Source organism: Xenorhabdus vietnamensis, assembly GCF_002127535.1.
GTDB lineage: Bacteria > Pseudomonadota > Gammaproteobacteria > Enterobacterales > Enterobacteriaceae > Xenorhabdus > Xenorhabdus vietnamensis.
This window is the reverse complement of sequence record NZ_MUBJ01000016.1, coordinates 30,825-46,007: the sequence shown is the minus strand read 5'-3', so window position 1 is coordinate 46,007 and position 15,183 is coordinate 30,825. Positions and strand designations below refer to the sequence as shown.

Annotated in this window: 12 protein-coding genes; 4 read left to right on the top strand and 8 right to left on the bottom strand. The window is 44.8% G+C overall.

Features of this window, described 5'->3' with window-relative positions; all coding sequences use genetic code 11:
* Window positions 1–5: 5 nt before the first annotated feature.
* Window positions 6–1,397, bottom strand: coding sequence for an L-seryl-tRNA(Sec) selenium transferase (selA, locus tag Xvie_RS13985; RefSeq protein ID WP_086109919.1), 1,392 nt, complete (start codon window positions 1,395–1,397; stop codon window positions 6–8).
* A gap of 18 nt (window positions 1,398–1,415) precedes the next feature.
* Window positions 1,416–2,351 carry a formate dehydrogenase accessory protein FdhE gene (gene fdhE, locus Xvie_RS13980; protein WP_086109918.1) on the bottom strand — a complete coding sequence of 312 codons (936 nt, stop codon included), beginning with the start codon at window positions 2,349–2,351 and terminating at the stop codon, window positions 1,416–1,418.
* A gap of 291 nt (window positions 2,352–2,642) precedes the next feature.
* Between fdhE and Xvie_RS13975 the strand changes: the two genes are divergently transcribed.
* Window positions 2,643–4,724 carry a plasmid pRiA4b ORF-3 family protein gene (locus Xvie_RS13975; RefSeq protein WP_244175655.1) on the top strand — a complete coding sequence of 694 codons (2,082 nt, stop codon included), beginning with the start codon at window positions 2,643–2,645 and terminating at the stop codon, window positions 4,722–4,724.
* A 198-nt stretch (window positions 4,725–4,922) separates the two neighbouring features.
* Here the strand turns inward: Xvie_RS13975 and Xvie_RS13970 are convergent, their stop codons facing one another.
* The 5 genes from Xvie_RS13970 to fdnG all read right to left on the bottom strand — a co-directional run bounded on the left by Xvie_RS13970 (window position 4,923) and on the right by fdnG (window position 10,316).
* Entirely contained in the window at window positions 4,923–5,249 is a 327-nt protein-coding gene (locus Xvie_RS13970; RefSeq protein ID WP_086109916.1) for a type II toxin-antitoxin system RelE/ParE family toxin, read from the bottom strand.
* The gene (locus Xvie_RS13965) at window positions 5,227–5,454 is read right to left on the bottom strand and encodes a TA system antitoxin ParD family protein (protein WP_086109915.1); all 228 of its coding nucleotides are present in this window, start codon (window positions 5,452–5,454) and stop codon (window positions 5,227–5,229) included. Before Xvie_RS13965 ends, Xvie_RS13970 begins: the two co-directional genes overlap by 23 nt.
* Before the next feature lie 237 nt (window positions 5,455–5,691).
* Window positions 5,692–6,333, bottom strand: a complete 642-nt coding sequence (gene fdoI / locus Xvie_RS13960; protein WP_086109914.1) for a formate dehydrogenase cytochrome b556 subunit — start codon at window positions 6,331–6,333, stop codon at window positions 5,692–5,694.
* The gene (gene fdxH, locus Xvie_RS13955) at window positions 6,330–7,256 is read right to left on the bottom strand and encodes a formate dehydrogenase subunit beta (RefSeq protein ID WP_086109913.1); all 927 of its coding nucleotides are present in this window, start codon (window positions 7,254–7,256) and stop codon (window positions 6,330–6,332) included. Before fdxH ends, fdoI begins: the two co-directional genes overlap by 4 nt.
* A 12-nt stretch (window positions 7,257–7,268) precedes the next feature.
* Window positions 7,269–10,316: a formate dehydrogenase-N subunit alpha gene (fdnG, locus tag Xvie_RS13950; protein ID WP_139838862.1), complete on the bottom strand. Its 3,048-nt coding sequence runs from the start codon at window positions 10,314–10,316 to the stop codon at window positions 7,269–7,271.
* Between the two features lie 171 nt (window positions 10,317–10,487).
* On the opposite strand from fdnG, the gene fdhD reads away from it, so the two are divergent.
* Window positions 10,488–11,333 carry a formate dehydrogenase accessory sulfurtransferase FdhD gene (gene fdhD, locus Xvie_RS13940; RefSeq protein ID WP_086109910.1) on the top strand — a complete coding sequence of 282 codons (846 nt, stop codon included), beginning with the start codon at window positions 10,488–10,490 and terminating at the stop codon, window positions 11,331–11,333.
* On the opposite strand, the gene Xvie_RS13935 is transcribed toward fdhD, so the two are convergent.
* Window positions 11,330–12,094, bottom strand: coding sequence for a GNAT family N-acetyltransferase (locus tag Xvie_RS13935; protein WP_086109909.1), 765 nt, complete (start codon window positions 12,092–12,094; stop codon window positions 11,330–11,332). The two genes, fdhD and Xvie_RS13935, sit on opposite strands and share 4 nt — an antisense overlap.
* A 776-nt stretch (window positions 12,095–12,870) precedes the next feature.
* Between Xvie_RS13935 and Xvie_RS13930 the strand changes: the two genes are divergently transcribed.
* Together Xvie_RS13930 and Xvie_RS13925 are read left to right on the top strand one after the other, a co-directional pair.
* Window positions 12,871–13,611 (top strand): Slam-dependent surface lipoprotein, encoded by a 741-nt coding sequence (locus Xvie_RS13930; RefSeq protein ID WP_086109908.1) that lies wholly within the window; start codon window positions 12,871–12,873, stop codon window positions 13,609–13,611.
* A 93-nt stretch (window positions 13,612–13,704) separates the two neighbouring features.
* A complete protein-coding gene (locus Xvie_RS13925; protein WP_086109907.1) occupies window positions 13,705–15,177 on the top strand; it encodes a porin family protein in 1,473 nt (490 codons plus the stop codon).
* The last annotated feature ends 6 nt before the right edge of the window (window positions 15,178–15,183 follow it).

Below are 15,183 nucleotides of genomic sequence, written 5' to 3'. Positions count from 1 at the left end.
CATGTTTATAAAAACAGCGCCAGCGATAATTCATTTTCATCTTCCAGGCAGCGTAGATCCAGCCATAACCGACCATCATACAGACGCCCAATCACCGGTTTTTTCAAATTGCGCCATTGGTGAGCCAATTTTTCCAAAGTGCTGCCACGTCCATCAATGGCAGTAAAAGTCAGCGCCCAACTGGGCAAACGATCCACAGGCAAAGAGCCACTACCAATTTGGGAATAGCAAGGTTCATCACGAACAATGAATTTGTCGCTGTAATATGCCCGAATTCTGAGACGTAACTGTTGCGCCATATCACGGATTTCACCTTGCGTGCGGGTCAGCAAACGTAAAGTGGGTAATTTCTGACTAAGCTGCTCAGGATGTTGATAGAGACGCAACGTCGCTTCCAACGCAGCCAGCGTCATTTTATCTGCCCGCAATGCACGCTTCAGGGGGTGATGCTGGATAGCCTCTATCCACTGTTTTTTGCCAACAATAATGCCGGCTTGTGGGCCACCCAGTAATTTATCGCCAGAGAAGGTCACCAAATCGATGCCATGGTTCAGGTAATCCTGGGGCATTGGCTCTGCGGGCAAGCCATATTGCGTCATGTCTATCATGGAACCACTGCCAAGATCGATAACTGTCGGGATTTTGGATATCATGCCCAGCTTCGCCAACTCTGCTCCCGATACTTCAGCCGTGAAGCCCTCAATACTGTAATTACTGGTATGCACCTTCATCAGCATGCCGGTGTCAGCATTGATTGCCCGCTGGTAATCTTTCAAATGTGTTCGGTTCGTTGTCCCCACTTCCACCAGACGGCAGCCCGCTTGCACCATAACGTCAGGAATACGGAACGCTCCGCCAATCTCAACCAATTCACCGCGGGAAACAACAACCTCTTTTCCTTGCGCTACTGCTGCCAGCACCAGTAAAACCGCGGCAGCATTATTGTTAACGATGCAGGCATCTTCTGCACCAGTCAACATACAGAGTAAACCAGCCAGTGCGCGATCACGATGCCCGCGACTGGCACCTTCAAGGGAATATTCCAACGTAACCGGTGAACGCATTGCCTGTGTCACCGCATCAATTGCCGTTTCAGCCAACAATGCGCGTCCCAGATTGGTATGAAGTACTGTTCCGCTCAGGTTAAATACTGGCTGCAATGCTGACGTTTGCCCCCTCTCCAATCTTCGGTGCAATGATGCTGCCCAATCATCACTCCACTCTGGCAAGGCTTGATGCTCACGAATATTGAGCCGCGCCTGTTCCTGCATTTCCCGCAATATATCTACCACTTGCGTCTGCCCATGAGACACAATCAGCGAGGTGATTTCTGGCTCCCGCAACAATCGGTCAATAGATGGTAGCTGACGGTACAGCGAGTTTATTACTTGTGTCATCGCGTCCCCCGTTACTTTTTATTCGTTGGGAAACAGAAAAGGATTCAGGCTACTGCGGGCAAAACCTTCTTCTTCCATCTTGGCATCCAGAATCAATGACGCCAGATCATCTGCCACAGCATCTACATTCGGATCTTTTTCCTGATACAGAATTTTGAGATAACTGCCACAATCACCACAGCTTTCTGCCTTAATTGCCGCTTGCTCACTCTCCAAAGACCAATAATTCAAATCCCGGGTCTGCTCGCAGTTACTGCATTTGATTCGAACAACATGCCATTCGCTTTCACACAGATTACAATGCAAGTAACGCAGCCCCTGACTGGTGCCGATTTGCACCACACTGGCAACAGGCATGCTGCCACACACTGGGCAAAACTGGCGGTGTTCGCCATATTCTGCCCGTGCTTTTCCGGGGATCAAACTGGCCATTTGTGCCCAATACACGGATAACGCCGCCCAGACAAACACCGCCTGATCAGCACTAACCCTGCTGAATTCGTTATTGAGCAACGCACTCGCCATCTCTTCCAATTCTTGTGCTGAATTCTTTGCCAGATTTTCGAGGGCAGGTTTCACATGTTCGGGTACGGCTGGCAGTAATTCCGCAATCAGGGAATGCAGGATATTTTGCCAGTGCTGAGTACGACGCAATGTTTTACAATCCAGCGGGACAAGATTCTCTTGTTGGGAATAATGACGAAGAAGCTCATCCAATTCCATATCCAGCGGGTTGTCATACAACGCCTTTTGCTGTGCCTGCGCAATTTCTGCCGCAAAATTCAGGTAACTTGAAAATGGATTGCTTTCTGTTGCCAACGTTTTCAAACGTTCAGCACGCTGCTGATACAAGTTTTTCAGGTTGGCAAACAACAACGGAGGAATAAAACCAGCAGATCTTTCATTCACTCGCTCTTTGACTAGCTGCTCTTTAGGAACAATGCGAATACTCATTCTCTTAACCTTTCCTGTTATGTTTATACGCCTGCTATATTGATGCATAAGTCTCCAGCCATCTTACCTTGCCGGACAGTGGAGTGGGCATTGCAGTATATCCAATAGATTCCAAGTTGCAGCCTGGAAAACAGTGAATGGGAAAGTAACTTATATAAAATTCAGCACAAGTTTACTAACCTTACAAAGATTCAAGTTAGACTATTAGTGATCACAAGAGGAGAAGGGTGTATTTGACTGCATAGTAATGAGCGCTCTTCTTGGTTGAAATATCTATAACTGAAGAGATTGATGATGAAACTAACACCCGAAAAATTGCTGTCTGCAATAGAAAAATACGCCCATACCCCTGAGAAAAAACGCATCTTATCCCAAACACAAATGGGGTGGTTTTCCGATACTGAGAACGTATTCTTATTGATAAGCTTGGTGCTGACCCTACCTGAAGAAATGATGACCGAGATGGGAGACAGCATTAACAACTGGGTTAACATTGCCACAGCGGAACTTGCATTAACAGCAAACAAATTGTCTGCTGAAGACAAACAACAGCTTGAAGAGAGCATTGAACAAATTCTGGTTTATGCCAACGAAAATTTCGAACTCAACAATGAAGGTGTACTGTTATGTATATCGAGCTTGAAAAAACATCAGTTTCATATCAATACTGACATCTCCCAACTGCTGGGCGCTCCCAAATATGCTGATAACACCAACATCACCCCATTTCCTTCAACTCCCCCAGATTTAAGACAATTATTTGAAAATATTCAAATTCAGTCCGGCCTTGAGTTTCTCGAATTTTTTGAAAACGGTTTTTCCGTGGTTCCCCATGATGGCTTAATCCACCTATTTTCAGAAATAGCCCGATATCCGTGGGGTATAGATGCCCTGCTTCTACTGACCCAATACTTTGAGGAACCGGTTGCCCTCGCCAGTGCACAAGCATTGGACGATTGTCCTTCTTCTGCATGGGCAAACCTATCCTATATACAACTTATCAATCTGTGTGCCCGATTCAATCGCCATCCTTCCATTCATTCTTGTTTTAAACGCTGGAAAAAAAGGGCAATGGCACACCATACAATTCATGCAGTTCGGGAACCCGCTGTGATACATGAATTATATGTCACCCATGTTGATGGAAATGACTGTGCCAGCATGATGATGACAATCACACTGGACGGGCAGGAATACCAAATGAATATGATGCTGGATTTTAAATCTGGTATCCGCGAGAGCTTACTGAATCTTGCTCCTGACCGAACAATCCCCGAATTGATTGAAGAAGTGCGCTCTCATGACGCGAGTATTGACTTTACCCCCGTTTCTTCTGACTGGCTGCAACAGATTTTACCGTGGATACTTTCAGTCCAGCTAAACAAAAAAACGCCTATTGAGCTTTACTCACTTTATTGGTTGTCACAACTTCCCTTCGAATGGACACAGCCAGAAGAATTTAAACTTGAACACTGGAGCCAAAAACTGGGCTATCAAGTTAATCCGCAACGACAAACGCAGAACCGCCTCGGCCTCACTATGGGTTCACCATTAATACTGAGTTGGCTGGCACCGGAAGAATGTTTGTTAAAGGCGAAAAAACCCAAAGATTTATTAAAGTCCTATTACTACGCAAACCGGGAGCTGTTTTCTGAACGCTTGGCTTATTCCGCTACAATTGAGCAATATAGACTGCCACCACAAGAACCTCATTTGGTGGATCAATATTTAGATTTGGCTTATACCCTCAGAGATCCCACACTAAATCGTAAGAAATTTGCTTTATTTGACACTTTGGCTGAGATCAGTTTTGAATATTTTTATATGGAACAAGATGAGGAGATCCTACCGCAAGGATTGGTTCTCAAAGTGAATTTATTCGATGCCAGCCCGGCCGTATGGCGCCGAGTCCGTGTCAGCAATCAGCTGACATTAAACGAATTTCATGACGTGATACAAAATACCATGGGCTGGGAAAACGCCCATCTATTCAGTTTTAATATTGCAGGTGCCGACATCCCGGAAGAATATTATGACCAAGTGTGCATCGGCGAATTTCTGAATGATATTGGGGACGAACTCTGCTACCAATACGACTTTGGTGATGATTGGCTCCACCAGATAACAGTCGAGAAAGTGCTTCCAAAAGACATTTTCCAGCCCGAAGTGACCGCAGGCAATGGTATTTGTCCGGCTGAAGATTCTGGTGGCATTTGGAGTTGGAATTATTTGCTCAAACTGAGAAAACAGAAAGTCCTGACGGAAGATGAAGCTGAACAATTGGAGTTTGCGGGGTTATCCCCAAGTGAATCATTAGAGCCTTTTGATAAACAGCAGGCTAATAAGCGGTTAAAGGCACTATTCAATCAATAAAAATCTCAGTCAATATGTAAAAGCGCAAGAGTTTCGAAAATAATCCCTTGCGCTTTTTTATTGTTGACACACTTTTTAAGCCAACTCTGGTAAACAATTATCAGCATGATCTCGTTCACCTTACCAATCTTATCTGCTTCGGGATGATTTTTTAGATGGGACTGCAATCCCACCTACTTTTTTATCGGTAATTGCAAATCACTTAATAAGTTTAAGGTCTAATTTTCTGTGTCGTTTTTGTTCTGGGTAGAAATTCTCATGAGCACCTATATCAAGTAGACATAGTTCCAATTTATTTTCCTTCCAATGATACCCAATCATCGTTAATTGGTTATTTAGTGAAAATTTATGTACCCTAAGAAAATCAAGGTCACCTTTTTTCTTTTCACCTATTTGGGGATTATTAATAATATTTTCAATTTCATTTTCTACCAGATACAACATTTGTTCTGGTAGTTTATTTAGTGCCTTAGAAAATCGTCTTGTCTCATAAACTTCAATACTATTTTTTTGTTCTTCTAACATATTTGCTTATTCTCCCATATTCTACTTCTTTTTGAGCTAGTAAAATTTCATGGATGAATGAATAAGTCAGATCAGGATTCTCTTCTGCAATTCGACCGATTTTAGCCCAGTGCTCTATCTGCTTTGGAACGCTTCTACTCGATGCTTCTGCATGAATCCTAACATCATCTACAAATTCATCATCTAATCTGATGCTAATGGCCATGTTGAGCCCCTTTTATTTTACTGAAATAAACAAATTACATTCAGCAATATACGACAATTTGTCGCAAATTGCAATCTTTTGCTCTGACAATTATTAATCAAAATATATCTACCACTCTTGAATCATCGCAGATTTCGGGCTGTCCGCGTGGCCTACCCATAATTAACATTCAGTTGTTGTAACGGAAACAAGAACAGTAGAAACAAGGTAGGGTACACAAAATACCCTACCTCAAATTTATTCTTTCTTTTTTTGCCGTTCTTGTTTCACAATTTCACGATACCAACGTGGATGATGTTTTTTCGCCCAGCCCCGTGTAACCCAACCTTCTACCATTGCCCGCACTGATCCCTTCACCCAAAACGCCGCATAAGCATGAACGATAATAGTCAGGATCAGGCCAATCGCTGCCAGTGAGTGAACCAGTAAAGCAATTCGGATCAATGGAATGGGGAAATACTCCGCAAAGTAAGGACGCCAGATAATAATTCCGCTGATCAACAACAGAAACAGGCAGGCACTCACTGACCAGTAAATCCCTTTCTGACCGAGGTTGTACTGCCCTATATCCCCCGCTTCCTCATTACGCAATACTTTGTGAATATTTTTCGCCCATTCGAGATCATCCCTGTCGATCAGGTTATGTTTGAAATATCTGAAAAACATAAAGACAAACAGGAAGAACATCACCGAACCCACAAATGGGTGCAGTACCCGTGAAAGCTGTGGTGTACCAAAGATATTCATCATCCAGTTCAGAGAAGGAAAGAAAAATCCCAATCCGCTAATGGCGGTAAACAGGAAACAAACAACAACCGCCCAATGATTGATTCGTTCAACCGGAGAATGGCGGATAATGATATCGTCACGCTTTTTCATTTCTTCACCCCCTCATTGTTTGCCCTATTCGAATCAATATCTTTAAGAGCGCTCTCTTCCTCTTCTTTGGAAACCCGGTTCGGGCCAATACCCACATAATGGAAAAGAGAAGCAGCAAAAGTAGCGGCAAAACCAATCGCGGCCAATGGCTTCCAGATACCTTTCCAGAATGTGATGGTCGGGCTGATACTGGGATTATCCGGTAACCCATGATAGAGCTGCGGCTTGTTGGCATGGTGCAGCACGTACATGACATGGGTTCCACCTACGCCTTCGGGATCGTACAAACCCGCATTTTCATAGCCACGCCCGTTAAGTTCCTCAACCCGCTCTGCCGCCAGTGCTTTCATATCCTGTTTACTGCCAAAATGAATCGCCCCCGTTGGGCAAGTTTTCACACAAGCCGGTTCCTGTCCCACACCAACACGGTCAACGCACAGAGTACATTTGTAGGCGCGATTATCTTCTTTGTTGATACGCGGCACATTGAATGGACAGCCCGCAATGCAATAGCCGCAGCCAATGCAGTGCTCTGACTGAAAATCAACAATGCCATTGGCATACTGAATAATCGCCCCTTCCGCCGGGCAGGCTTTCAGGCATCCCGGATCAGCACAGTGCATACAGCCATCCTTACGGATCAGCCATTCCAGTTTGCCATTTTCCTCCACTTCGGAAAATCGCATCACAGTCCATGACTTCGCCGTCAGATCGGCCGGATTGTCATAAACACCAACGTTGTGCCCGATTTCATCACGAATGTCGTTCCATTCTGAACAAGCCACCTGACACGCTTTACAGCCGATACAGGTCGTCACATCGATCAACTTTGCCACTTCTTGCTGGTAATCCCGCACACGAGGCGCGGGAGTCAGTGAATTGGTGGCGGATCGACGAATAATGTCTTGAGATTGCAATGACATGATTTTTCGCCTCTACACCTTTTCCACATTAACCAGAAACGCTTTGAATTCCGGTGTGTGCGTATTGGCATCACCGACAAACGGCGTCAGGGTATTCGCAAGGAACCCTTTCTTCGCCGCTCCCTCAAAACCCCAGTGAATCGGAATACCGATGGTATCCACTTCTCGGCCGTGAACATTCAAGGTACGAATACGTTTAGTCACCACCGCTTTGGCCTTGATATAGCCACGATTAGAGCTGACTTTGACGGTATCACCCTGTTTGATGCCTTTCTCTGCCGCCAACCGTTCACCAATTTCCACAAACTGCTCTGGTTGGGCAATGGCGTTCAGCAACGCATGTTTTGTCCAGAAATGGAAATGTTCAGTAAGACGGTAAGTGGTTCCCACGTAAGGGAATTTATCGGCCTTGCCCATTGTCTCAAAATCGCTCTTGAACACACGAGCGGCCGGATTGGAAACCACATTCGGATGCAACGGGTTAGTTCCCAATGGTGTTTCAAATGGTTCGTAATGCTCAGGGAACGGCCCTTCTGCCATTTTGTCGATGGCGAACAGACGTCCCATGCCTTCTGGCTGCATAATAAATGGCCCTACATCCATTCCAGGAGCCGCATTGCTGTAATCTGGAATATCCACCCCACTCCATTTATCGCCATCCCATGCAATCAATTGGCGTTTAGGGTCCCACGGATTACCCTGTGGGTCGGCAGATGCACGGTTATATAGAATGCGGCGGTTCAGAGGCCATGCCCATGCCCAACCCAGTGTATTACCCATGCCGGATGGATCAGCATTATCGCGGCGTGCCATTTGGTTACCTTCCGGTGTCCAGCTTCCGGCAAAAATCCAGCAACCGCTGGCGGTTGTGCCATCATCGCGCAGTTGTGCGAAAGAGGATAATTTCTGACCTTTTTTCACCAACAGATTGCCATCGGCATCCAGTAAGTCAGCCAAAGCGTGACCATTATTTTCCTGAGCCACCTCTTCCGGTGTTGGGGCATCCGGATCAAAGTAATCCCATGTCATGCTCAACACTTGTTCTGGTGCCGCACCACCTTCCTCGCGATACAGATCACGCAAACGCTTGAAGATGCCCGACAGAATTTCGCCATCCCCAATCGCCTCCCCTGGTGCATCCGCGCCTTTCCAGTGCCATTGCAGCCAGCGGGCTGAATTGACTATCGAGCCGTTTTCTTCCGCAAAACAGCAGCATGGCAGACGGAAGACTTCGGTCTGAATGGCAGCAGAATCAACATCATTGAATTCACCATGATTTTGCCAGAATGATGACGTTTCAGTACTGAGTGGATCAACCGTGACCAAGAATTTCAGCTTCGATAACGCAGCAACAACTTTGTTCTTGTTCGGGAATGATGCTATTGGATTGAAGCCCTGACAGATATAGCCATTGACTTCCCCTTTCGACATCATTTCAAAATATTGCAGAACATCGTAAGGTTTATCCCACTTCGGCAACAGATCAAAGCCCCAATCATTCTCTTTACGGGCATTGTCACCATAGAAACTCTTCATCAGGCTGACAAAAAACTTCGGATAATTTGACCAATAGTTAACCTGTCCTGAAACTGTGGCTTTTGGGGTATTAGCCTGCAAATAGGTTTGCAAATCGGCCTGTTTTTCCGATGGCAGGGAGAGATAACCCGGCAGGCTCTGGGACAGTAACCCCAAATCTGTCAGTCCCTGAATATTGGAGTGGCCGCGCAGTGCATTAATGCCGCCGCCTGCCATGCCCATATTGCCGAGCAACAATTGGATAATAGCCATCGTGCGGATATTCTGCGCGCCGATAGAATGTTGCGTCCAGCCCAGTGCATACAGGAAAGAAGTCGTTTTGTCTTTCACACTGGTTTCAGCCAGATACTCACATACCTTGAGAAAATCTTCCTTTGGCGTACCACAGATATCAGTCACGACATCCGGTGTATAACGGCTGACATGGGTCTTCAACAGATTCCAGACACAACGCGGATGGGTCAGAGTTTTATCACGTTTGGCGAAACCATTTTCATCCAGCTCATAGTTCCATGTCGTTTTATCGTACTTACGATTTTCAGCATCATAGCCGCTGAACAGGCCATCATTGAACGAGAAATCTTCCCGCACAATCAGACTGGCATTGGTGTAAGCCTCAACATATTCACGATTAATCTTTTCATTGGTCATCAGGTATAAAATCACACCTGACAGAAAGGTAATATCTGTACCGGAACGGATAGGCGTGTAGAAATCCGCCACAGATGCCGTACGAGTAAAGCGGGGATCAATAACAATCAATTTGGCCTTGTTGTGAATTTTGGCTTCCATCGCCCAACGGAAACCGACAGGATGTGCTTCAGCAGCATTCCCGCCCATCACGACAATTAAATTCGCATTCTTAATGTCCACCCAGTGGTTGGTCATCGCACCGCGACCAAATGTTGGAGCAAGACTTGCTACCGTTGGTCCGTGTCAGACACGCGCCTGGTTGTCTACGGCAAGCATGCCGAGAGCGCGACTAAATTTCTGCGATAAAAAACCAGTTTCATTGCTGGCCGCAGAGGCACACAACATGCCCGTGGTCAGCCAACGGTTAACCGTCACACCATCTTGATTGGTTTTAACGAAATTGGCATCGCGGTCTTGTTTCATCAATCTCGCGATACGATCAAAAGCTTCATTCCAGCTTATTCGCTGCCATTGATTGGAGCCAGGAGCACGATATTCCGGATAGTGCAGGCGATTTTTGCTGTGAACAAAATCCACCAATCCGGCACCTTTAGGGCATAGAGCACCACGGTTTACGGGATGGTCCGGGTCCCCTTCGATATGAAAAATAGTAGATTTGGCATTTTTGGCGCCATCACCGAGGCTGTACATCAATAATCCACAACCGACAGAGCAGTATGTGCAGGTATTTCGGGTTTCACGTGCACGCAGCAATTTGTAGTTACGTGTTTGTGCAATCGCTGCGGTTGGGGCAAACCCCAATGCTGCTGCCGTCGTACCCACCATACCACCAGCACAGATCTTAAAGAACTGCCTTCTGCTGACTTGCATGGGGGATCTCCTCACTCACATTGCTTATTAACACTTGCTTCTTATCAAAATATTCTTGGGTGATAAAACAACATTTGGTAATAATTTGATGAATCATTTTTGATTCTGGACACTGTCTGCTATAAATCCACACAAACAGTATTATGAATCAATCTACTGGGGAATTCACTAATGAATGATGCAAGGTCAGAAAATGGGTTAACCATGGAAGGAATCAACGGTGCTTTTCGCCTCAATGTGCAACAAAAAAATGCGAAACAAAGTGATCAATTGAGCAGTTCAAGGCTGGATTGGGTAGCAGAGGAAGTCCCTGTTGCATTGATCTATAACGGTATTTCTCATGTCGTGATGATGGCCAGCCCAAAGGATCTCGATTATTTCGCCATCGGTTTTTCATTATCGGAAGGGATTATCACGTCTCCGCAAGAAATTCGGGGTATTGATTCGGTGGTTAGCTGTCATGGTGGCATTGAATTGCATATTGAACTTTCCAGCCGCCGTTTTGCCGGATTAAAAGAACGCCGACGCAGTATGGCGGGGCGAACCGGCTGCGGTATCTGCGGTACGGAACAACTGACAGAGATCTTTCGCCCAATTACGCCTTTACCTTTCACCCAAACGTTTTCTCTTTCTCGCCTTGACACTGCACTTGCCCAATTACCGCGTGTTCAAGACATCGGCTCACTGACTGGCTGTACCCATGCGGCAGGCTGGATTGATCCAGAGGGAAAACTGCTTGGTGGCTGTGAAGATGTCGGCCGCCATGTTGCACTGGATAAGTTACTGGGAATGCGGGCAAAAACCGGATGGCAACAAGGTGCTATATTGATTTCCAGCCGTGCCAGTTATGAAATGGTGCAAAAATCAGCCAATTGTGGCACGGAAATTTTATTTGCCGTTTCTGCTGCAACCTCGCTCGCCATTGAAGTCGCGCAGAAATGCAATTTAACATTAGTCGGATTTTGTAAGCCAGGACGGGCAACCGTGTATACCCATCCGCAGCGAATTTTGGATTAATCAAGGCCGTGATACATCCACAGATTTGGTTCAATGTAATAAGCCATCTGTTTTTCAATATCCACTACCAACGGCACTAAACCCCCCGGAATGATATATTCACCGCTTTGTGGAAATTTCAGGCCAGTCCATTCCTGCCATTGTTCCAATGTACCGTAAATATCCATGGATCGAAGGGCTGGCTTGATAATTTTTGCGCCCAAACGGCAATGTATGCGGATCCACGGGTCAAATGGCTCGCCTTTGTCATTTTTCCAACCACAATATTCGATAAAATCTTGTAGAGGATATTTGCTTTTCAGACTCGGCCTGACAGGAACCACAAGCCCCTGTAATCCTTCATCCCGGGCTGTTTGTTTCAAGCTGTTGATCAATAAAGCAGGAATATTTTGCCCCCTGAACTCAGGATCAACCGTCATCCCCAGAGCAGACACCATATTGGCGTGTACTTTTCCTTTCGCTGCTCCACCGGCCTCTAATACTGCATCCCATCCTTCATCAGGTAACTGATCTAATGAATGATTTTCCCAAGGAAAAGGAATTGAGTTAAACAGGCCAATAAGACGTTCTTCTTTACCTTGTTTCAAGATGGCGAATTTTTGAAAATGGCTGAAACCAGGCTCGTATAATTTGTCCCAATGTTTTTCAGCTACAGCATCATAATTCATAAACAGAGGCCAATTGTTACCAATAAGCTCTCCTATTGCATCATCAAGATCTGTCCTTTCTTCAGCAGATTGAATAATGATTTCTGCTTTCATAATTCATCTCCCATTAAGCCTTTTTTCAGCCAGATAGATAAAAAATAGATATATGAAAACTGATATACCCTTCATTCTTTCAGGTAGCAGATTTATTGGCTGCAACCTGAAAATAATTGGATATAAAATCAATAAATTTAACTTGCTAATAATTTAAAGATTAGAACTTTGTAATATCCCCTTTATCTTGCACATTTATTACCTACAACGCAAAAGATCAAGATATGAGTAAACGTTTATTCCGTTGGCGAATAGCATCATAGCTGAACATTTTCCACAATAGGGAATAAATATTTTTACCTATAAAATATATGGGATTAGTTTTGATTAATAATATAAATGGTTATAAATAAGTTCCCAAAATGCCAGATCACTTTCTTACTCCTAGCACCGCGAGGAGTAAGGGAGCTTCAAGCCCTAAATGTATCACTATTATGAAAAGGCATTTATAACCCGATAAACTTAATTACATACAAAACTATTTTGGAAATAATTATATTATTAATAACAAAATAACTTCTGTAAATTAAATCGACTTACCTCACATTTCCAACAAAAAAGCAGATAACTCAGATTTCCCTAAAAAACAAAAAAATAAATAAAATTCAATAAATTAAACAAAAATAATATCTGAGAAACCCTACAAAAATAGAAACAAATAGAAATAATTATCATTTACATTATCATTTGATCGGTGTACGTTTTCCACGCGCAATAAATCAGGCCGTTTTTATGATTGGGTAACGAGGGATCCCCCATTCCAAACGAGGATAATGATGAAAAAGATTAAGGTATTAGTCGCCGCTTTAGGCACATTGGGATTTATGGCACAAGCTCAGGCAGCAGTAGGTTTTGGTCAAAGCCAGCAAGAAACTACACCACATATAACAGTTGGTGCAACCCAACCCGGATCAGGCCCACACGGTGGCAAAGGTGGCGAACCCGGTATTGGAGTCAGCTCCGTTTACGGCGGTCAAATCACTGGCTTTGCTGGCCTGACCCGTATGGCTCCTGCTGATGGTAATGGCATCCATAATATCTCAATGGCAGGTGCACCAGGCTCTCACGGCGGTATGGGGGTATTCCATTTCAGCAAAGTTGCCAATGCAGATGTTTACTTTGGTGAATGGTCTCAAACGGGTAAAGCATCGGATAGCACTCACACCGCTTATTATGCAGGCAAGGATGTTACCACCAATATTCCAACCGACGGTACAGCAACTTATACGGTGGCAGGTATTAACCAATACAGCGGTGACAATGCGCTGTCCGGTACATTTACCGCAGATTTTGGTGAGAAAACGCTGGTTGGTTCACTGGCAAATGCGGCGATGACGATAAATATTGATGCTGATATCTATTCTGATGCCAAGTTTGAGGGAGACGCCAAGATCGGTGATCTTAAGGGGGCAACTCAAGGTCATTTCTTTGGTGATAGTGCCGCCAGTCTGGCTGGATATGCCACATTTGATGGTGACCACTCCAAAGATACCGCTTTTGGTGGTTCTAAACAGTAATCATTAATTTTTCAGAGAACAGTGCCATTTTTGGCACTGTTCTCTGTTTTTTATTTATTTCCAATAACGTGAGCTTTTTGATCTGGTTTCCCGATGTCTGACAATAGAACAACGCCAATATTATCAGCGGCACTGATGGCTCTAAGCCTCTCTCTGCCCGTTTATGCCGATGAAGATACTCCACGAAAAATCTGGCAGGAAGCACAACATAACCAACAGGAAAATGAAACCAATCTGATTACACCAGATCCTGTTTTCATTGGAAATGACGCTTCACTGATTGTGATTAATGGGCAAACATTTCAGGTTGAAAATAATATTGATGATATCGGTCAGGCTTTATTCCTTGCCATTAACCACCAGCAGTGGCCGGACGTCAAACGCTTTCTGGCGGCTTACCAGAAACTGCCGGGGCATGATGTTATGTTGGTCAATTTTGCCCAAGGCGGATTGGCACGTCTTGAGGGAGACTTAGATCTCGCTGCCTATCATTATCAACAGATTCTGAATCAACAATCCGATTTTCCCCGTATTAAATTGGAACTGGCCCGTGTTTATTTTGAGGATCATAAGAATCGGGAAGCTAAGCAACTCTTTGCTGGATTGAATGAAGAAAAGCAGTTACCCGAAGCCGTTTTGAGAAACATTAACAGCTACCTGGAAGCGATAGAACTGAGAAATGGTTGGCGCGGCTCTTTTTCGGCGGGTTATGCCTATAACGATAATGTGAATATGTCTCCCAATCAGGAGCCCAGTTGTCAGAAATACATAGGGGAAAAATGCTTCGAGTCCCGGAACGTACCCAAAGCCATAAAAGCATGGGGCATGTCTTATGATGCAACATTAAGCCGACGCTACCAGCTTGTTGGTCATCATGGCATTTTTGGCCGCAGCCTGATTTATGGCGAAAATTATCGTGATCACCATGATGAGAACGAAAATACGTTCCTGATGGTCGGCGGATACAGCTATAAAAGCAGAAGTCACGATTTCTCCTTTGGCCCTCTGTTTGAATATAAACAACGCGCAGGTGATACCTACTACCACGCCACCGGTGCCAAAACAGAATGGCGATGGATATTCACTCCCCAAACCGCTCTGAATGTTGAACTTGAACATAAAAAACTACGCCATCAGCAGAATCTCCGTCGGAAAGATGGTGCTCTTTCCTCAACTTATCTCACTCTCTCCCATGCCATCAGCAAAGATTTTGTCCTGTTTGGCGGTGGCGATTGGCTATATCGGGATAACGAACAGCATCCCATCGATCGTTATCAGCAATGGGGAATTCGGGCAGGGATTGCCGGACAGATCTATCCCGGTATTAATGGCTCACTGTTTGCTATGTTGAAAAAGCGCCATTTTGGTGCTTACAGCCCAATGATAAATGCCAGACGCCAAGATAATGAGCAGATTTATACCGCAGTCATTAAAGTCCCTGCCGCTGAAATATGGGGAATGACACCTTCTGTTACTTTCCGCCACCGACGCAATCACAGCAATGTCAATTGGCTGTACAGCTATAACAAAAATGAAGTGCTGGTAAAGCTGGAAAAATATTTTTAATCAAAA